Here is a 19,675-nt window from a genome sequence, read left to right as displayed (position 1 = left end):
CGGCGGCCACCGAGCCGAGCACCGCGAAGTACATCCGGATGTGGTGCCGGACGAACGTCAGGCCGCCGTCCCACCAGCGGCTGAGCAGCCACAGGGTGCCGACGAAGAGAGCCAGCCGGGCGCAGCGGAACAGCGCGCCGAACCCGGACTCCAGGTCCGCGCTGGAGATCACGCTCGGCACCAGCAGCAGGGTGAGCAGGAACACGAAGGCGCTGGCCCGGATGCGCAGCCGGAGATTGACGGCGAGCGCCAGCGCGAAGGCGGCGACCAGCGCGCCCATGGTGACCATCTGGATGAGGGAGCGGGGCAGCGGGACGATGGTCTTCGCCCCGGCGGAGCCGAGCGTGTTGAGGACCAGCAGCCCCCAGACCGCCCCGACGATCTTCGGTGTGTGATCCGCGGCCATCTCAACCACCGTCCCCTGCGCGGAAGGTGCTGCCCGCGTCCTGCTGGTACGGCGGGCCCTGCCACTGCGCCGGGTCCAGCTCCCGGCTCGGGTCGTGGGCGACGAAGGTCCAGGGCCCGACGTAGACGTTGTCGTGCCAGCGGTTGTGCTGCGTGCGGGTGATCGCCTCGGCCACCCGCTCGCCCTGGTACGGCGACCAGTCCGGATAGGTGCCGTAGTTCGCCAGCAGCGCCATGCGGCCGCACCTTGCCGCGCACTTCACGACGGACGTGTCCAGCACGAAGCGGTTGTGGTGGATGTCCACCCGCTGGGTCTTCCAGCGGCAGTCGGCGTAGAGCGGCGCGGTGGCGATCGCCGGACGTGCACAACGGTCGGTGTCCCGCACCAGCAGCGTGCAGTCACCGGACGAGGTGTTCGCCGGGCTGTTGCAGAACCGGTCGGCGTTCTCCCACAGGGTGATCCCGGACCAGTTGTTCTCCAGCACGTTCCGGGAGATCTCGATCCTGTCCGTGCGGGCCCGGACCCGTGGTTCGCCGCCGGACTCGGACAAGTAGACGGTCGCGAAGGGGAAGGTGTCGCCGCGGTCGGCCGCCTTGCGGCCCTCGACCCAGTTGTTCCGCCGGATCGTGTTGTTCCGGATGACCGCGTTGTAGCTGGTCTCGTAGATCAGCGCGGCGCCGTCGTTGGCCTCCAGCACGTTGTCCTCGATGCGGAAGTCGTTGTTGTTGGTGTCCGCCCACAACCCGGCTCCTCGGTTGTCGTGCACCCAGTTGCCGCGTACGTCGGCACCGTCGACGGCCCAGAACTTGACGCCCCCGGTGCAGCCGCAGCCCTTCCGCCGCCGCTCCCAGTCGCCGGTGTTGTTGCCCGCGATCTCGTTGCCCTCGACCACCAGGCCGCTGATCCGGCCCTTGCCCTTGTACGCGTTCATGCCGTACTGGCCGTTGCCGCGCAGGCAACTGGCCCGGACCTGCTGGCGGGCACCGGCCATCAGCCCGGCGCCGGAGTTGTGCTGGATCGTCGCGTGCTCGATCACCCACCCGTCGGCCGAGTCGTGGTTGACCACGCCCTCGTCGTGCGGCGCGACGAACCCCTGCACGGTCAGGTAGCGGATGGTGACGTCGCGGGCGCTGCCGCCGAACGCGTACTGGTTCTTCTTCCCGCCGTCGAGCACCGCGCCCGGCGCACCGAGGTAGCGGTTCCCCTCCTTGGGGATGACCTGGGCGTAGCGGTCCGGGTCGAGCCGGTGCGTGCCCGGCCGCAGCCAGAACGTGGTGTGCGCGGGGCTGCTCTCGGTCTTCGCGGCCAGGTCACCGGCCTTCGCGGGGTCGACCGTCACCGCGCCCGCCGGCGCCTTCGCCGGCCCGGCCGCGGGCTTGGCGCACACCCGGGCCACGGTCACGGACGTGGAGGGAGCGACGGTCGGCTCCGCCCCGGCGCTCGGCGTGCTCGTACAGCCGGCCGCGGACAGCACAGCCAGCGCCAGCGGTGCCGCCGACGCCCAGTGCTGCCACTTGATCCCCACGCCCAGCCCCCTAGCCGCAGAACCCGAGCACGGTGGTGAAGTCCTCCGCGCCGTCGGCGAAGCCGGTGCCGACCAGCGTGGTGGAGGGTTCCTTGCGTCCGAAGCCGGGGGAGTACCAGCCGAGCGGCGGGTCGCTCTCGCCGCGATGCGCCCGCCAGGAAAGCTGCCCGGGCAGGTCGAGCACCGCCGAGCGGTCCTCGCCGTCCCGGGTCCAGGTGAGCTGTGCCCGGCTGCCGACCAGGTCCGCGGTGATCGCCGGGCCGAGGTGGAACGCCAGGTGCACGGCCCGGCGCGTGCTGTCCTGGCCGCGGACCTCGTCGACCACCCTCAGCTCCCGGCTCGCGGCCGTCAGCTCCACCCGGCGGCGGTGCACGCAGGGCCGGTAACCGTCGTGCTCGGCGCACCAGCGGGCCACCCCGTCGCCGGAGGGGTCCGCGACCAGGACGCGGCTTTCGGCATGCCGGGTCCACAGGAACGGGCCGCCGGAGACGGACTGGTCACCGCCGTCCAGCCGCAGGGTGTTGTGGCCGAGCGTGGACCGGAAGTACTGCCGCCACTCTGGCTGCCCGTGGTAGCAGTACGTCCCCGGGTCGGCGAGCACGTCGACCCCGTCGTGCCGGACCTCCACGGACAGCGCGTCCGCGTGGGCGTGCGCGGCGATGGACAGGAACCCGTGCGGACCACCGTCGCAGCGGCACCAGATCTCTCCCGGACCGCGCAGGATGGTGAGCCCCGCGTCCGCGAAGTGGCCCGGTCGGCGTGCCGGGCGGGTCACGGACGGTTCCGTGCGCCTGACGAGTCCGGCCAGCAGCGGGGTGCGCACATCGGAGCCGGTCACCGCCGGCCACCAGGCGAGCCGGCCGAACACCGCGTCCCCGGTGGCCAGCAGCGAGCCCCAGCGGTCGGTGCCCGTACCGTCCACGACCAGACCGTGCCCGTCGTCGGCGTCCCCCTGGCGCGGCGGCCGCAGCCGGTTGTCCACGACGGCCGCGAGCGCGTCGGTCATCCGCAGCAGCACCAGCCGGACCGTCCCGGGGACCGGCACACCCGCGGCATCCGCCTCGGCCACCGCGGCCAGGCCCAGCTCCAGCACCAGTCCGTGATACTCCGTGGCCAGCTCGCGGTTGAGGCCGGAGGGGAAGGTGTTGCCGCGCAGCTGCCGCTCCAGCGACCGCAGCGCCTCGGACCGCCAGCGCCCCGAGGAGGGGAACCACCCGAACGCGCAGGCCGCGGCGAACTGCCCGGCGGCCTCGGCGATGACGTGGTTGTTCGCCGACGACCCCCGGCTGGGGAAGGCGGCCAGCCAGCGCTGGTGGTGCCAGATCTGGTGCAGCGCCACCGGGTTGCCCTCGAACAGCCCGGCCGCCCCCGGCCAGCCGTCGAGAAGCCGGCGGATCCACACCCAGGACAGCAGCCGGATCCCCAGCTCGATGCCGCTGGTCCAGTGCACTCCGCGCAGCGGCGCGTTGCCCGCCCACCACGACCGCAGGTGCTCGGCCACGCGCTCGGCGTACCGCTCGTCGCCGGTCACCGCGTACGCGGCGGCGAGCACCGTGAGGTACTGATGCCGGGACAGCTCCCAGATCTGCTTGATGTCCCCGACCGCGTCCTCGTCCCGGTACGGCACGTCGAAGGCGTAGCCCGACGGCGCCCGGCGCCCGGTCTTCGGGTCGTACCACCAGTCCGGGTCGACCAGGTCGTCCCGGTCCACCCCGAAGAACTCGGCGTGCCCGGCCATCAGCCGGTCGGCCTCGGCGATGAGGCGTTTCGCGGCGTCCGGCGGCACCGCGGCGATCGCCCCGGCGGGCAGGACCGCGGTGAACCGGGCGCCGGTCACGCGGGGGCAGCCGGGCGGCGCCGACCGCCACCGCCGCCTGCGCACCGCGTCGCCCACCCGGCCGCCGACCTCCCGCGGCCCCATCCGGGACAGCCGCCGCAGGTACCAGCCCGGACTCCCCGAGCTCACAGTCATCGTGTTCTCTCCAGCGTCACCGGCGCGCCGCCGGCCAGGCCGGCCTGCACGGCGAGGGTGGCCGCCGTGGTGGCGACCAGCGACTCCAGCGGCACCGGCATCGGCCCGCCGGTCCGCACGGCCTTCACGAACGCGGCCAGTTCGGCGTTCTGGCCCTTGTCCCGGGCCTTCGGCAGCCGCGAACTGACCCATCGCTTACGGTCGTACACCGAGGCACGGACGAAGTCGTCGAGCCGCAGCACCTTGCCGTCCGCGACCAGGTCCAGCGTCTCCTTGGGGAAGCCGGGAGAGCCGGTGGTGACGTAGCTGATGGCGGCGGTGGACCCGTCCGGGTAGCGCAGCACGACCTGCAGGTCCTCGTTGCCGGGCGAGGCGACCGCGTACACCGAGACCGGGTCGGCCTCCAGCAGCCAGCTCGCCGTGTCGATGAAGTGCCCGCCCTCGCCGGCGAACCGTGTGCCCTCGGTCCCTTGCCGCAGGTACCAGCTGCCGTGGTCGAGGCGGCCCGCGTTGACCAGGTAGCGCAGGCTCGCCGGACCGGTCCGGGCGCCGAACCGCTTCCTGGCCTCCTGCAGCAGCGGCGCGAACCGGCGGTTGAAGCCCACCTGCAGCCGGTCGTTGCCGGACTCCTCCACCGCCGCGAGCACGCCGGCCAGCTCGTCCTCGGTGAGGGCCAGGGGCTTCTCCACGAACACCGCCTTGCCGGCCAGCAGTGCTCTGCGGGTCAGTTCGGCGTGCGAGCTGTGCCGGGTGACCACGAACACCGCGTCGACGGACTTGTCGCCGAGCACGGCGTCGAGGTCGGTGGTCGCCGCGGCGAAGCCGAACTTCCGCTGCGCGTTGGCCCCGGACAGCGCCGTCGTGGTGACGACGGTCGACAGCTCGACACCGTCGCGCCGGGCCAGGTGCGGCAGCAGCATCGACGTCGCGTAGTTGCCCGCGCCGACGAACGCGAGGCGCACCGGCGTCCTGGCGGCCCGGGCCGGAGTCGGCTTCACGTTCACCGTGGGCACGGCCACCGCCGGAGCTTCGGCTTCCACCGCCTGCCCGGGGTACCGGAACAGCACGGCCACGGCCTTCAACTCGCCGTCCTTCAGGCTCTGGTACGTCTCGACGGCATCGTCGAAGTCGGCGATGTGGGAGACCAGGGGCTCCACGTCGACGCGGCCGCGGGCGAGGAGATCGAGGAAGCACGCCAGGTTGCGGCGCTCGGTCCAGCGCACATAGCCGATCGGGTAGTCCCGCCCCTCCAGCTCGTACTCCGGGTCGTAGCGCCCGGGGCCGTAACTGCGGGAGAACCGGACGTCGAGCTCCTTCTCGTAGTACGCGTTCCACGGCAGGTCCAGGCGGCACTTGCCGATGTCGACGACCCGGCCCCGGTCCCGGCTCAGCCGGGCGGCCAGCTCGACGGGCTGGTTGCTGCCGCCGCCTGCGGCCAGGTACACCTGGTCCACGCCCAGGCCGCCGGTGAGTTCGGCGACGGCGCCTTCCACGGCCGCGGAAGCGGGATCGCCGCAGGCCGCCGCGCCCAGCCGCTCGGCGAGTTCGCAGCGCGCCGGGTCGGGGTCGGCCCCGATGACGCGGACTCCCGAGGCCGCCAGCAACTGCACCACCAGCTGCCCGATCAGCCCGAGGCCGATGACCAGCGCCACCTCACCGAGCTGTGACTCGCCCTGGCGGACGCCCTGCAGCGCGATCGACCCCACGGTGCCGAAGGCCGCGTGCCGCGCCGCGAGGCCGTCCGGCACCGGGGCGTAGAGGTTCTTCGGCACCCAGTTCAGCTCGGCGTGCAGCGCGTGCTCGTTGCCGGCGCAGGCCACGAGGTCGCCGGCCTTCACGTCGTCGATGCCGGCGCCGACCTGCTCGACCACCCCGCACAGCGAGTAGCCCAGCGGCGTGTAGGAGTCCAGCTTGCCCATCACCTTGCGGTACGTGGCGGGCACCCCGTTGGTGGCCACGCTCTGCACGACCTTGGCCACCTGGTCCGGCCGGGAGCGGGCCTTGCCCAGCATCGACATGCCGGCCTCGGACACCTTCATGAGCTCGGTCCCGGTGGAGATCAGCGAGAAGGCGCTGCGCACCAGCACGCCGCCCGGCTTGCACCCCGGCGCCGGCACGTCGAGCAGCGCCAGTTCGCCGCTCTTGTAGTTCTGCACAACCTGTTTCACTCAAACTCCCCAGAAGTCGCGCCCCGGTACCAGTACTCGAGCGTCAGCACATGCCACAGATGCTTGGAGAAGTCCCGCTGCCCGGCCGCGTCCTCGGCGACCATCCGCGCCAGCGCGTCGCGGCGCAGGAACCCGGAACGGACGAGCTCGCCGTCGTTCACCACCTCGCGCACCAGCGGCGCCAGATCCCGGCTCATCCAGGCGCGCAGCGGGGCGCTGAACAGTCCCTTGGGCCGGTACACGATCTCCCGGGGCAGGACCGATGAGGCCGCCTCCTTGAGCACGGCCTTGCCCTGCCGCCCGACGATCTTGCGATCACCGGGCACGGCGAACGCCGCCTTCACCACCTCGACGTCCACGTACGGCACCCGCACCTCGGTCGACGCGGCCATGCTGGAGCGGTCCGTGTACGCGAGGTTCAGGCCCGGCAGGAACATCCGGGCGTCGGTCAGGCACATGCGGTTGACGAAGTCGTCGAGGTCGTTGTCCTCGTAGACGTCCGCATGCTCGGTCAGCACGTCCTCAACCGTCCCGGCCAGATCCGGATTCAGCAGGGCGAGCAGCTCGTCCCGGTCGTACATGGTGTAGCTGCGCCGGAACGCGGTCTCCTCCGGCAGATCGGCGAAGGACAGGAACCGCTTCGCGAAGCGCACCGACCGGTACCCCCGGCGGGACGTGGCGACCGGCAGCCGGTCCACGGCCGCAAAGACCCCGCGCCGCAGGGGCCGGGGCACGCGCTGATAGCGCAGCGCGAGCAGGTTGGCCAGGTGCTTGCGGTACCCGGCGAACAGCTCGTCGGCGCCCATCCCGGAGAGCATCACCTTGACCCCGGCCTCCCGGGCGGCCGAGCAGATCAGGAACGTGTTGATCGCCGCGGGGTCGCCGATCGGCTCGTCCAGGTGGTACGTCATCTGCGGCAGCAGCTCGAGCACGTTCGGAGCGATCTCGATCTCCCGCAGGTCGACGCCGAACCGCTCGGCCACCTGCCGGGCATAGCGCAGGTCGTCCGGCATCGCCTCGAACCTGGCGTCCTCGGCGCGGAATCCGATCGTGTACGCGGAGATCCCGGGCCGGTCCCGGGCCGCCAGCGCGGTCAGATAGCTGGAGTCCAGCCCGCCGGAGAGGAAGGTCGCCACGGGTACGTCGGAGAGCAGATGGCGCCGGGTCGACTCCTCGACGACGGCGGCCAGGTCCGGCTGCTCGCCGGCCAGCGCCCGCTCCCGGCCCTCCGCGGCGACGTCCTTCAGGTTCCAGAACCGGCCGCGCTCCACCCGGCCGTCGGGCCAGCACCGCAGCCAGCTCCCCGGCGGCAGCTTCTCCGCCTCGCGGAACGCGCACCGCGTGTCCGGCACCCAGTAGTACAGCAGCGAGGCCACCAGTGCCGCGTGGTCCACTTCCAGCTTGCCGCCGGTGGCGGCGGCGAGTGCCTTCAGCTCGGAGGCGAACACCAGGCCCTCGCCGCGCCGGAGCAGGAACAGCGGCTTGATGCCGAGCTGGTCGCGGGCGAGCACCAGCTCACCGGTGCGCTCGTCGAAGATCCCGAACGCGAACATGCCGCGCAGCCGGGGCAGGCAGTCCGTGCCCCACCGCCGCCACGCCTCCAGCAGCACCTCGGTGTCGGAGGTACCGCGGAAGCGCACCCCGGCGGCCGCCAGCTCGGCACGCAGTTCGGGCGCGTTGTACAGCTCGCCGTTGTACGTCAGGGCGAGGCCGTCCGAGACCATCGGCTGGGCGCCGGTCTCGGACAGGTCGATGATGGCCAGCCGGCGGTGCCCGAACTGGACGTCGCCGTCACCGGCGGGATGGCCGTAGCGGCCGGCCCCGTCCGGACCGCGGTGGGTGAGGGCATGGGTGAGCCGGTCGGTCACGGCCTTCCCGTCCGGCCATCGGTACGTGCCTGCGATGCCACACATGTGCTACCGCGCCTCCTGGTTGCTGTCCGGGACCCGTGCCGCCCACATCGGCAACCGCTCCGCCCGCCGCCGCCCTGTCCCGTTGTGCCGGGCCGGCCGCTCGCTGCGGCCGCGCACCGCGGTGGGCGGCCCGTCCCACAGCGTGCCGTCGGTCCGGTCCCGCGGATCGGGGTCGATCAGCACCACACCGATCACCTCGACGCGCTGGTCCGCGAGCTGCCGCGCCACGGTGTGCAGCCACGCGGTGCTGCCGTGCCCGGCCCGCACGACGAGTACGGTCCGGGTGCCGAGGTACCGGAGGTCGGTCCACGCCGTGCCGGGCGCCACCGAGCCGACACCGAGCACGCGCTCCTGGTCCGGCACGGCCTCGGCACGCTCGCCGCCGACCACGGTCGGGTCACCCGGCTTCGGGCGGCGGCCGGCGAGCTGCGGGCCGGGCAGGCCGTCGACGACGACCACCGGCCCCTGTGCGGTCAGCGCCCTGGCGAGATCCACGGCGATCACGCTCGTGGTGCGCGCACAGCCCAGTTCCAGCAGCGACACCGGTTCCGCGGAGCCGCGCACGGCGCGGGCCAGGAAGGCGGTGAGCCGATCGCGTGCCGCCCGGGTCCCGCGGCGCTGCCACAGCCTCGCCGGCCGGCGGGGCGCGCGGGGCAGCTCCGCGACGACCGAGGCACCCAGGTGCGCCGCGATGTCCCGGCGCAGCACGGGGCGGTCCGCCACCACCGAGCCGACCGCGGCCACCGCGAGCCCCAGGACGAGCCCGAGGACGAGCCCGATCGCGGCGTCGGTGGCAGCGGACCTGGGCAGCGAGTGCCGCACCGCGCGCGGGGCGTCCACGATCTGCGTGCCGGCGACGAGCTGGGGCGTGCCGATGCGCGCCTCCTCGGCACGCTGGTCGAAGTCGGCGATCCGCGAGGTGAGTTCGGCCCGGCGGGCGAAGAGCGATTCCATGCTCGCCGACGCCTTCGGGCCGTTGTCCGGCGGTCCGTCCCCGATCGTCTCGTTGACGTCGGCGAGTTCCTTCCGCATGCGGTCGCGCTGGTCGAGAAGGGCCTTGGACTCGGCCTTCGCGGTGTCCCGCATCCGCCGCACGTGGTCCGCGACGAACGCGTCGGCCAGCGCCTTGGCCCGGGCCACCGCTTCCGCGTCGCTGTCACCCGTCACATCGATCTGCAGCAGGTTGTTGGACAGGCCGGTACCCCGGTAGTCCCGCATGAAGTCGTCCGGGTTCTCCGAAGACTTGAGGGACTTCAGGGCCTCGCCCGCGATGCGCGTGGTCCGCAGCAGCTCCACGTCGGTGCGGATCAGCGTTCCGGTGTCGTTCGGCTGGTCCTCCTTGTGCGCGACCAGCACCTTGGCCACCGCGGCCGGCGGTGGCGGCAGCAGGACCGCCACCGCCACGCCGGCCAGCAGCCCCAGCAGCGCCAAGGAGGACCACAGGCGGCGGCGCCTGCGTACCGCCGCCACCAGCGCCTGCAGATCCAGCAGCGGAGCGGAGGCCGGCGACTCGGAGGTCTCGCTCGTCGTCACACCGCACCTCCCGTCGCGTTGCCGTGCACCGCGAACTCCGGGACGGCCTCATCCGCCGGACGGCGGCCGGGAGTCCGCGTCGGACGGCCCCGGGTGGTGCCGGCGACGACGACGCCGACGATCTCGTGCCCCGCGTCCGCGCACGCCTCGGCGATGCCGGCGAGCTCCCCCGCGGTCCAGCTGCCCGCGCTGAGCACCACCAGGGCACCGGACTCGGTGTCGCGGTCCGGCACCAGCGGCCCGGACACCGACACCGCCACCACCCGCAGCACGGGGTATCCCCTGCTCGAAGCACCCGGGTCGCCCCCGGCCTCTGCCACGAGCTGCCCGGCGGCCCGACCGGCGACCTCGTCGCCGTCCGGGACGACGACCAGCAGCCGCCGGGAGGCCGGCAGCTCGTCCCGGAGGCGGGCGCACACCCGCCGGTAGCGGATCCGCCGGCCGGCCTCGCCGCCGGACGGCTGCGGCGGCGGTACGTCCCACGGGGTGTCGACGCCCAGCAGCCGGCGGAGCCGGGCCCGCGGGCCACGGTCCTCCGGCCGGTGCGCGGGCCGTTCACCGGGCACGTCGACGGTACCCAGCAGCGCGGAGCCCAGCGCCGCGGCGATCTCCGGCGCGGTGCGCAGCCGTCGGCTCATGCGTGCGGCGGTGAGATGGCCGATGACCGCGAGCAGGAGGAACAGCAGCGCCCCGGCGACGATGAGCTGCATCCTCGTCGGCGCCGCCTCGCCGGTCGGCCGGGCCGCCGGCCCCATGACGACCATGCCGGCCTTGCTGGTCGCCGGGTCGGCCTCGTCCAGCTTCTTCATGGCGTCGAGCAGCGCGGCACGCAGCTTCTCCAGCTCGGTGCGGGCCTGCACGCCCTCCACGGTCCGCCCCGGATCGGCCGCCTCCGCCAGATCGGTGATGCGGCGGTCGGTCCGCACCACCGTCTTGCGCAGTTCCCCGGGCGCGTCCGCCGCTCCGGCGTCGGGGTTGTCGCCCGCGAGCCGCGCGGCGAAGGTGACGAACTGTCCGGCCACCTGGTCGGAGAGCCGCTGCGCACGCTCGGGCGTGTCGGCCGTACCCGAGATCTTGATGATGTTCCCGTCGGCGGCCTTGGCGCTCACCCGGTCCCGCAGCTCGCTGCCGCTGACCCCGGGCCGGCCGAGTGCGGCGGCCGCGCGGTCGAGCACCACCGAACTGGTCGCGATCTCCGCCTGGGTCAGCAGCTCGCGCTCCTCCCACTGGCCCGGCAGCAGTACCGACGCCGACGTCGTGTACCGCGGCGGAAACAGCACGGAGGCGCCGTAGCCGACGAGCGCGCCCACCACGGCGAGGACGGCGAGAAGCCGCCGGCGCCGCCGGAGAATCCGCCCGATCGTGACCAGGCGTATCGTGTCATCGCTCAACGGCGCTGCCTCTTCCCTGTGCGGACCGGGGCGCCCGACGACACCGCGGTGCGGTCCCGGCAGGCAGCGGCGTAGGCGGCGAGCAGCGACGCCTGCGAGTTCCGCCAGGAGAGCGGCCCGCTGATCCGCTCCTGGCCGGTCTTGCCCATCCGGGCCCGCTTCTCCGGATCGTCCAGCAGCAGCGCGATGAGCCCGGCGAACTCCGCCTCGTCGTTCGCGGGCGCGTAGACGGCGGCGTCACCGGCGGAGACCCGCGCCTCCTTCAGGTCGAACGAGACGATCGGCCGGCCCATCGCCATGTACTCCAGGACCTTGTTCATGGTCGACACGTCGTTGAGCGGATTGCGCGGGTCGGGGGAGAGGCACACGTCCGCGGTGGACAGGTAGCGCACGAGGTCGGCGTCCGGTATGCGCCCGGTGAACTGCACCTGCTCGGACAGCCCCAGCCGCCGGGACAGCTCCACCATCGCGTCGAAGGCGTCCCCGGCGCCGACGAACACCGCGTGCCAGTCGGTCCGCCCGAGCTCGTCGCGCAGCTTCGCGAGGGCGCGCAAGGCGTAGTCGACGCCGTCCTGCGGACCCATCACGCCGAGGTAGCACAGCAGATGAGGCTTGCCGCGCTTCAACTCCGGCTCGGGCGGCACCGGCTGGAAGCGGTCGATCGCGGGCGCGCTGCGCACCACGAAGACGTCCTCCGGCCGCCGGCCGCCACGGCGCAGCGCGACGTCCCGGTAGGACTCGTTCGTGGCGAGCACGACGTCCGCGGCCCGGTAGGTCCGCCGCTCCAGCGCGCACACGGCGCGGTAGAGCAGATCCTCGCCGCGGTCGAACCGGGAGAGGTACAACTCCGGTACCAGGTCGTGCTGGTCGAAGACGAACCGCGCCCCGCGCCGCTTCAGCCACAGCGCCGGCAGGAACAGCAGGTCGGGCGGGTTGCAGGCGTGCACCACGTCGACCGGGCCGACCTTGCGCGCCAGCCGGGCCGTGTGCCACAGCGCCGATCCGTACTCCCGCAGGTAGCCGGCCGGCCCTCCGGTGGCCGCGCGCAACGGGTAGCGGTGGATCCGCACCCCGTCGATCACCGCCTCCGGCTCCGTGTCGCGCTTGCTCCCCTGCGGACAGATGACGTGCACCGTCCAGCCCGCGTCGCGCAGCGTCGTGCACTCCTGCCACACCCGCCGGTCGAACGGCACCGACAGGTTCTCCACCAGGATCAGCGCGCGCCGGTCCGGCCGGGCGCCGCCGGCCGTGTCATCGAACGATCTGTCACCAAGCAAGGCCCACGTACCCCGGTTCGGTCCGGCGCGCGTCGGCGTCGGGAAGGTGGACGAGGTCGACGAGGACCGGGCCCTCGCTGTGGGGCAGCGCCGCCAGCACGGCCGGGTCCCTGGTCCCGACCAGGCACACCTCGGCGTGCTCGAGCACCTCGTCGACGGACTGCGCGAGCAGTTGCGCGAGGTGCGGCAGCCGGTGCTCGATGTACTCGCGGTTCGCGCCGATCAGCCGCGAGAGGTTCACGTTGGCGTCGTAGATCCGCAGGTCGTATCCCTTGCCGAAGAGCCTCTCCGCCAGTTCGACGAGCGGGCTCTCGCGCAGGTCGTCGGTGCCGGGCTTGAAGGACAGCCCGAACATGCCTATTCGGCGCTTGCCGGTGCGCTCCACCAGGTCCACCGCGCGCTGCAGATGGTCGGAGTTGGAGGGCAGCACATGGGCGAGGATCGGCACCGAGACGTCGGCCCGCCGTGCCGCGTGGACCAGGCTGCGCAGGTCCTTCGGCAGGCAGGAGCCGCCGAAGGCGAAGCCGGGCCGCAGATAGGCGGGGCTGATGTTCAGCTTGCGGTCGGCCAGGAACACGTCCATCACCTGGTGCGAGTCCACCCCGAGCGCCTGGCACACCGCGCCCAGCTCGTTCGCGAAGCCGATCTTGAGGCCGTGGAACGCGTTGTCCGCGTACTTGATCGCCTCGGCCGTCGGGACCGGCACCCGGAACACCTCGCCGGGCAGGCCCTCGTACAGCGCCAGCACCGCATCGCCGCTGGCCGTGTCGAACTCGCCGATGACGGTCTTGGGCGGGTCGAAGAAGTCCCGCACGCTCGTGCCCTCGCGCAGGAACTCCGGATTGACCGCGACCCCGATGTCCACCCCGGCCGTGCCGCCGACGGACTTCTCCAGGATCGGTACCAGCAGGTTCAGGCACGTGCCGGGAAGCATGGTGCTGCGGAACACGACCGTGTGCCGCCCGCCCCGCTCGGCCAGCGCGGCGCCGATCTCCTCGGTGACCCGCTCCAAGTACGTCGTGCACAAACTGCCGTTGGGCTCCGACGGCGTGCCCACGCAGACCAGCGACACCTCGCTGTCCATGATCGCCTCGCGGACGTCGCCGGTGGCGCGCAACGCTCCGCTGCGCACGACCTCGGCGATGACCTCGCCGATCCGCTCCTCGACCACCGGGGCCTTGCCGTCGTTGACCAGGTCGACCTTCACCTGGTTCACGTCCACCCCGATGACCTCGTGACCCATGCTGGCCAGGCACGCGGCCGACACGCAGCCCACGTAGCCGAGCCCGAAAACGCTGACTCTCATGACCCGTCCCTCCCCCCAGGCAGACCCTTGTGGCCTGCGATCCCCCCGAGCAGGCCCTTGCGGCCTGCGGTCCGCGCGCCGCCGGGCCCGTTGAGTGGCAGCCCGCCGCGCATCAGTAGGCGCCCTGACCGTGAAGCACCGCACGCAGCGTCTTCCACAAGATCACTGTGTCCAGGGCGAGCGACCAGTCCTCCACGTACCGCAGGTCCAGCCGCACCGCCTCCTCCCACGACAGGTCGCTGCGTCCGCTGATCTGCCACAGACCGGTGAGTCCGGGCTTGACCAGCAGCCGCCGCCGGATGTCCGGGGCGTACGCGGCGCACTCCTCCGGCAGCGGAGGCCGCGGACCGACGAGCGACATCGATCCGGTGAGCACGTTGAACAGCTGCGGGAGCTCGTCGAGCGAGTACCGGCGCAGCACTGTTCCCACCCGGGTCACCCGCGGATCCCGGCGGAGCTTGAACAGCGGGCCGGCGCCCTCATTGCGGTCGGCCAGTCCGGCACGTGCCCCGTCGGCCCCGGCGACCATGGTGCGGAACTTGAGAATGGTGAACTCGCGGCCGTCCTTGCCGACCCTGCGCTGGCGGTAGAACGCCCCGCCCCGGCTGTCCACCAGCACGAGCAGCCCGACGCACACCATCAGTGGCGCGAACAGCAGCAGCAGGACCGCCGCGCCCATCCGGTCGACGACCCCTTTGACCACCCGGCGGCCCCCGGTGAAGGCCGGCATGCTGACCCGCAGCAGCGGTATCCCGAGCACCGCGTCGACGTGCAGCCGCGGGCCGGCCACCTCCATCAGCACGGGCGCCACGACCATTTCGGCGTCGCTGCCTTCGAGGTTCCAGGCCAGCCGCTGCAGCCGGTCCGGGGTCCAGTGCGGATCCGGTGTGACCGCGACGACCCGGTAGCCGTCGCGGCGGACGTGGCCGGCGACGTCCGCCAGCCGGCCGACGACCGGCACTCCGTCCAGGTGATCACCGCCGAGTCCGAGACCGTCCGTCGTGCACACCGCGTCCACCCGCCAGCCCAGGTGCGGGAACTTGCGGGTCCGGGTGATCAGGTCGAGCACGGTGGCCGGGCTCCCGGCAGCGAGCACCGGTCTCAGGCACCGCCCCTCCTTGCGCTGCTTGTGCAGCGAGAGGCGCAGCAGATACCGCGCCGTCATGGTGACCAGCGCGATCGCGGGGATCGCGACGAAGATCCAGAGCTTGATGTTGCGCGAGGTGAGGGCGATCCCGCCGAGTGCCAGGACGACGGTCGCCGTGAACAGCGCGCGTCCGAGCCGGCGGAACTCCTCGGCGCCCTGGCCGAGCACGGCCGGAGCCCACGACCGGCTCACCGCGAGCGCCCCCAGCACCAGCAGCTCGGTGCCGAACGCGAGTATGCCCCACTTCTCATGCCAGTTGGCCGCGTCCCGGGCCCCGAAGAAGTTGCCGATCGCCGCCACCACGAAGGCGGTGGCCGCGGTATCGCTGATGATCACGGTACGCCGGTATCGCTGCTCCCAGTCGATCGCCGACTGGCTGATCGGCCCGTTCGCCAGATGCCCCCGCGCGGACGGAAAAGGGTCGACAAGTTCACCCTGCTGCACAGAACCCCCCCAGGTCGCCGAGTAGTTCGACGCGTTCGCCCCACACTGTTTCTCGCCTCGGGAGGCCCCCGCCTCCCGCGCATGACATCCGACTGATTCAGCGCTACTCGGACAACCCGAACCCCGGGTGCTCCCCGCACCCAAGGCCCTCTCCCGGGCTCCAAGAATTGATCACCACCACGCCTGGCGGCGGGGGTGCGACTGCTGGCGTTCCGTGATGCCGGACCAATAGATCATTAGCGGTCGCCTGGTGCCCGAACCGCCGAAGCATGGTCAATCTAGACCATCGGGATCAGTATGTAGAGGGGATGTGTGCAAATTGTGCGCAAGCTTTGAGACTCGTTCCGCCGGGGCGCTCGGCCGTCATCGGGCACCTTGCTCCGATAGCATGTTCGATCGGGCGATGATCCTCCTCATTCCTTCTCGCGACAACTGACAAATCGAACAAAACAATTGATATCTATAGCAACGCGGATTTTCTCGCGAATAAGACGCGGAACCACGTTCCCCGCACGGCCTCGACCCCGGACGATGCTGTGGGCCACCGCAGGTGTCGTGGCCCTCGGGTTCCTCATCGCGCTGGAAATCGCCGCGCGCCGCTACGGGCTGCCCGGGCCGATCACCACCCAGGTGCGGGAGGTGATCGTCGCCCCCAAGTCGGGCTTCCTGCTGTACGCCGGTATGGCGCTGACGATGGTGGTCCTCACCCGGCGGCAACGGTTCATCGCCGTCGCCGTCGCGCTCGGCATCGACGCCGTCCTCCTCGTGGTGCGATGGGCGGCCGGCGCCGATCTGACGGCCGGCCATCCCTTCGGCAACGGCGCGTTGTGGGTGATCCTGGGCTGCGCGGTCATCGCGGTGACGCGCCGCACCGGCCCGGAACGGGTCCTGCTACTGAAGGGCGTCGGGCTGGGCCTGCTGCTGGTGGCCGGCCGCAAGACCGGTGACACCTGGCTGCTCATCACCTCGAAGACCCGCCCGATGGTGCTCGACCAGTACCTGGCGGTCGCCGACCACGCGCTGGGCAACCCGTCGTGGCTGGTGGGCCGGATCGTCACGGCCACCGGCCCGGCCGGTGCTCGCGCCCTCGACTTCGTCTACGCCCAACTGGCGGTGGCCGCGGTCGTCATCGCGCTCTACCAGTTGCGCAACGTGGCGGCCGAGCGCCGCTTTCCGCGCCATCATCTGGTGCGCACCTTCCTGGTCATCGGGCTCCTCGGGCCGGGCATCTACATGATCTTCCCGGTCGTCGGCCCGGTCTTCGCCTACGGCCCGGGCGCCTACGGCACCGGCGGCCTGCACTGGGCGGTGGCCAACCTGTGGCCGGACCTGCCGCCGCCGATCAGCGCCCCGCACGAGATGCCGTTCGACGGGATCACCCCCCGCAACTGCATGCCCAGCCTGCACACGGCGTGGGCCACCGCGATCTTCATCCACTCCCGCAGGGGTCCACGCGTGCTGCGCTACGCGGGCACGTTCTGGCTGATCGCCACGCTCACCGCGACCCTGGGATTCGGCTACCACTACGGCGTGGATCTCGTGGCCGGCGTGGTGTTCACCCTCACGATCGAGGCGGCCCTGCGCTCACTCGAACGCGGCTGGGACCGGGCCGGAATTCAACTGGTCGCTTATGGAGTGGCCGTCTTCGCGGCCCTGTTGCTGTCCTATCGCTGTCTGCCGATGGAAATGGCCGAGCGTCCGTGGCTGTTCGGCCCGCTGCTCGTTCTGACGATGGTCTCGGTGATCTACGGCTACGTACGGACCACCGGCCAGTGGGAGACGAAGGCCGTTCCGGCGCGGCAGCCGGCACCGGAACACCAACTGGTCAGCGGCTGAACAGGACCGCCAGGGCGCTCACCGTGCCCGTGCAGGCGAGGAGGGCGCAGGCGCACGCGGCGTGGCGGCGGAGCAGAGCGTGCCGGAGGGCGGCGTAGCGGCACTCGTACTCCTGCCGCAGCTCCTCGGCCCGCCGGACCGTGCCGTGCAGCAGCTGACGGGTCACGTCGAGGCGCCGGCGGACGTAGTAGCCGGTGAGTTCCTCGGCCTGGGCGGTGGTCAGCCACGGCATCCGCGCGCAGAGCTCTTCGGCCTCGCGCCGTGCCCGGTCGCGATGGACGTGCGCGAGGAGATAGCCCTCGGCCTCGTCGGCCAGCGCGTGCCGCGAGTCGTCGTACGGCGCCTCGTGACCGCCGCGTCTCACGGCCGCTCGCCCTTGTGCCCCTCGGCCTCGACGACATCGCGTCGGCCGGAGTTCTCCGCCTGGTCCAGCTGGGCCACGTCGGGATGGTGCAGGTCGAAGGCGGGGGATTCGGAGCGGATGCGCGGCAGGGTGACGAAGTTGTGCCGCGGGGGCGGGCACGAGGTCGCCCACTCCAGGGAACGCCCGTAGCCCCAGGGATCGTTGACCTCCACCCGCTTGCCCTGCTGGGAGGTCTTCCACACGTTGTACAGGAACGGCAGCGTGGACAGGCCCAGCAGGAACGCGCCGATCGACGAGATGGTGTTCAGCAGGGTGAAGCCGTCCGCGGCCAGGTAGTCGGCGTACCGGCGGGGCATGCCCTCGGCGCCCAGCCAGTGCTGCACCAGGAACGTGGTGTGGAAGCCGGTGAACAGCGTCCAGAAGTGGACCTTCTCGATGCGGTTGTCCAGCATCGTGCCGGTCATCTTCGGCCACCAGAAGCTGAAGCCGCCGAACATCGCGAACACGATCGTGCCGAAGAGCACGTAGTGGAAGTGCGCGACCACGAAGTAGGAGTCGGTCACGTGCCAGTCCAGGGGCGGCGAACCGAGGATGACCCCGGTCAGACCCCCGAAGAGGAACGTGACCAGGAAGCCGGCCGCCCACAGCATCGGCGCCTCGAAGGACAGCGAGCCCTTCCACATGGTGCCGATCCAGTTGAAGAACTTCACCCCCGTCGGCACGGCGATCAGATACGTCATGAAGGAGAAGAACGGCAGCAGCACCGCGCCGGTGGCGAACATATGGTGCGCCCACACCGTCACGGACAGCCCGGCAATGGCGATCGTGGCACCGATCAGCCCCGTGTAACCGAAGATCGGCTTACGGGCGAAGACGGGGATGATCTCGCTGATCACGCCGAAGAACGGCAGGGCCAGGATGTACACCTCGGGATGGCCGAAGAACCAGAACAGATGCTGCCAGAGGATCGCGCCGCCGTTCTCCGCGTTGAACACCTGCGCCCCGAACTGGCGGTCGGCCTCCAGCACCAGCAGCGCGGCGGCCAGCACCGGGAACGCCATCAGCACCAGCACCGAGGTGAGCAGCACGTTCCAGGTGAAGATCGGCATGCGGAACATGCTCATGCCGGGCGCGCGCATGCAGATGATCGTGGTGATGAAGTTGACGGCGCCGAGGATGGTGCCGAAACCGGACAGGGCCAGACCCATGATCCACAGGTCCCCGCCGACCTGGGGAGTGCGCTCCCCGCCGCTGAGCGGGGTGTAGGCGGTCCAGCCGAAGTCCGCGGCGCCCTGCGGGGTGAGCAGACTGCCGAGCACGATCAGCCCGCCGAAGAGGAACAGCCAGTACGAGAACATGTTCAGCCGCGGGAAGGCCACGTCCGGGGAGCCGATCTGCAACGGCATCACCGCGTTGGCGAACCCGGCGAACGTCGGTGTCGCAAACAGCAGCAGCATGATCGTGCCGTGCAGGGTGAACGCCTGGTTGTACTGCTCGTGGGACAGCAACTGGAGCCCCGGCCGGGCGAGTTCGGCCCGGATGGCCATCGCCAGCGCCCCGGCGACGAGGAAGAAGACGAACGACGTGATCAGGTACAGGTGCCCGATCTTCTTGTGGTCCGTCGTCGTCATCCAGGAGACGATCACCTGGCCCCGGCTGCGGCGCTCCGTCGCCGGTACCGGAGCGACCCGTTCGGTGTGTGTCGCCATGAGCTCCTCGATCGCAGTGCGGGTTCGACCCGGCGGAAACTAGTCCCGCCGATGAGGAAGAACCGTCTGACGTGGGGGTTCGCTGGGCCGAACGGCCCAGCGATCCATGCGAACGAGTGGTGCCGCGCTGACACCGGGACGGCGTGCCGGCTTCTTGGGCCCAGGCGCGAGAAGCGTCACAGGGGGAGGCCGGGCCCGTGTGCGAGCCGGGCGAGGCAGGCGTCCAGGGCGTGCACGCGCCCCGGCAGGACCTCGCGCAGGTCCCACCAGCGGATGGCCTCGATCTCCTCGTTCGGCTGGAACGCAGCGACCTCGGCGCAGCGTCCGGAGAACAGCGCGCCGTATTCGACACGCTGGTCCGGCGCGAGCGTGAAGCGCGGGTATCCGACGAACCCGAGCGGCTCCACGGGCGTCTGCCCCGATTCCTCCAGCAGTTCACGCACGGCCCCCTGGCGCGGAGACTCACCCGGCTCGATCAGTCCGCCGGGCAGCTCCCAGCCCTGCCGGAACCGGTCGAACACCATCAGGACGCGATCGCCGCACCAGAGGGCCACCAGGGCGAGGGGCAGAGGCGCGTCACCGGGCGGTCGTTCCTCCGCCCGGCGGAGGAAAGCGGTCAGCGCGTTGCCGCGGTGATCGACGGCGAGCGGTCGGACGCTGGCATCAGACATCTCCGCATGATGC

Annotated in this window: 13 protein-coding genes and 1 pseudogene; 1 reads left to right on the top strand and 13 read right to left on the bottom strand. The window is 71.7% G+C overall.

From position 1 onward, the window contains the following. The 10 genes and pseudogenes from CCL05_RS23965 to CCL05_RS23920 form a co-directional block, all read right to left on the bottom strand. Positions 1-406: pseudogene (locus tag CCL05_RS23965) on the bottom strand (O-antigen ligase domain-containing protein); the annotation flags it as partial. A gap of 1 nt (position 407) precedes the next feature. Further along, positions 408-1,931, bottom strand: a complete 1,524-nt coding sequence (locus tag CCL05_RS23960) for a right-handed parallel beta-helix repeat-containing protein (protein ID WP_086562543.1) — start codon at positions 1,929-1,931, stop codon at positions 408-410. Between the two features lie 10 nt (positions 1,932-1,941). After that, positions 1,942-3,903, bottom strand: a complete 1,962-nt coding sequence (locus CCL05_RS23955) for a heparinase II/III family protein (protein ID WP_086562542.1) — start codon at positions 3,901-3,903, stop codon at positions 1,942-1,944. Then, entirely contained in the window at positions 3,900-6,071 is a 2,172-nt protein-coding gene (locus CCL05_RS23950) for a bi-domain-containing oxidoreductase (RefSeq protein ID WP_086562541.1), read from the bottom strand. The genes CCL05_RS23955 and CCL05_RS23950 overlap by 4 nt, the downstream gene beginning before the upstream one ends. After that, positions 6,068-7,984: an asparagine synthase (glutamine-hydrolyzing) gene (asnB, locus tag CCL05_RS23945; RefSeq protein ID WP_086562540.1), complete on the bottom strand. Its 1,917-nt coding sequence runs from the start codon at positions 7,982-7,984 to the stop codon at positions 6,068-6,070. The genes CCL05_RS23950 and asnB overlap by 4 nt, the downstream gene beginning before the upstream one ends. Before the next feature lie 3 nt (positions 7,985-7,987). Then, a complete protein-coding gene (locus CCL05_RS23940; protein WP_086562539.1) occupies positions 7,988-9,517 on the bottom strand; it encodes a Wzz/FepE/Etk N-terminal domain-containing protein in 1,530 nt (509 codons plus the stop codon). Further along, positions 9,514-10,908: a Wzz/FepE/Etk N-terminal domain-containing protein gene (locus tag CCL05_RS23935; protein ID WP_086562538.1), complete on the bottom strand. Its 1,395-nt coding sequence runs from the start codon at positions 10,906-10,908 to the stop codon at positions 9,514-9,516. Before CCL05_RS23935 ends, CCL05_RS23940 begins: the two co-directional genes overlap by 4 nt. Beyond that, positions 10,905-12,185 carry a glycosyltransferase family 4 protein gene (locus CCL05_RS23930; RefSeq protein WP_086562537.1) on the bottom strand — a complete coding sequence of 427 codons (1,281 nt, stop codon included), beginning with the start codon at positions 12,183-12,185 and terminating at the stop codon, positions 10,905-10,907. The genes CCL05_RS23935 and CCL05_RS23930 overlap by 4 nt, the downstream gene beginning before the upstream one ends. Then, on the bottom strand, positions 12,175-13,491 hold the full coding sequence (locus tag CCL05_RS23925) for a nucleotide sugar dehydrogenase (protein WP_086562536.1): 1,317 nt from the start codon (positions 13,489-13,491) through the stop codon (positions 12,175-12,177). The genes CCL05_RS23930 and CCL05_RS23925 overlap by 11 nt, the downstream gene beginning before the upstream one ends. 112 nt (positions 13,492-13,603) lie before the next feature. Next, a complete protein-coding gene (locus CCL05_RS23920; RefSeq protein WP_107400508.1) occupies positions 13,604-15,082 on the bottom strand; it encodes a sugar transferase in 1,479 nt (492 codons plus the stop codon). Positions 15,083-15,613: 531 nt separating this feature from the next. Here CCL05_RS23920 and CCL05_RS23915 point away from each other — a divergent pair. Further along, the gene (locus CCL05_RS23915) at positions 15,614-16,918 is read left to right on the top strand and encodes a phosphatase PAP2 family protein (RefSeq protein WP_086562535.1); all 1,305 of its coding nucleotides are present in this window, start codon (positions 15,614-15,616) and stop codon (positions 16,916-16,918) included. Here the strand turns inward: CCL05_RS23915 and CCL05_RS23910 are convergent. From CCL05_RS23910 to CCL05_RS23900, 3 genes are all read right to left on the bottom strand, one after another. Continuing rightward, positions 16,908-17,282 (bottom strand): hypothetical protein, encoded by a 375-nt coding sequence (locus tag CCL05_RS23910; protein WP_208641604.1) that lies wholly within the window; start codon positions 17,280-17,282, stop codon positions 16,908-16,910. The two genes, CCL05_RS23915 and CCL05_RS23910, sit on opposite strands and share 11 nt — an antisense overlap. Further along, positions 17,279-18,991, bottom strand: coding sequence for an aa3-type cytochrome oxidase subunit I (gene ctaD / locus CCL05_RS23905; protein ID WP_086562534.1), 1,713 nt, complete (start codon positions 18,989-18,991; stop codon positions 17,279-17,281). The genes CCL05_RS23910 and ctaD overlap by 4 nt, the downstream gene beginning before the upstream one ends. Before the next feature lie 176 nt (positions 18,992-19,167). After that, entirely contained in the window at positions 19,168-19,662 is a 495-nt protein-coding gene (locus CCL05_RS23900) for an NUDIX hydrolase (protein WP_086562533.1), read from the bottom strand. Positions 19,663-19,675: the final 13 nt, after the last annotated feature.

The sequence above is a fragment of the Streptomyces africanus genome, from assembly GCF_002150735.1.
GTDB classification, from domain to species: Bacteria; Actinomycetota; Actinomycetes; order Streptomycetales; family Streptomycetaceae; genus Streptomyces; species Streptomyces africanus.
This window is presented reverse-complemented; position numbering and strand designations above follow the sequence as displayed.

Coding starts and splice junctions, on each gene's coding strand:
- CCL05_RS23925 (WP_086562536.1), bottom strand. CDS start 13,491: ATGAGAGTCAGCGTTTTCGGGCTCGGCTACGTGGGCTGCGTGTCGGCC.
- CCL05_RS23900 (WP_086562533.1), bottom strand. CDS start 19,662: ATGTCTGATGCCAGCGTCCGACCGCTCGCCGTCGATCACCGCGGCAAC.
- CCL05_RS23915 (WP_086562535.1), top strand. CDS start 15,614: ATGCTGTGGGCCACCGCAGGTGTCGTGGCCCTCGGGTTCCTCATCGCG.
- asnB (WP_086562540.1), bottom strand. CDS start 7,984: ATGTGTGGCATCGCAGGCACGTACCGATGGCCGGACGGGAAGGCCGTG.
- ctaD (WP_086562534.1), bottom strand. CDS start 18,991: ATGGCGACACACACCGAACGGGTCGCTCCGGTACCGGCGACGGAGCGC.
- CCL05_RS23955 (WP_086562542.1), bottom strand. CDS start 3,903: ATGACTGTGAGCTCGGGGAGTCCGGGCTGGTACCTGCGGCGGCTGTCC.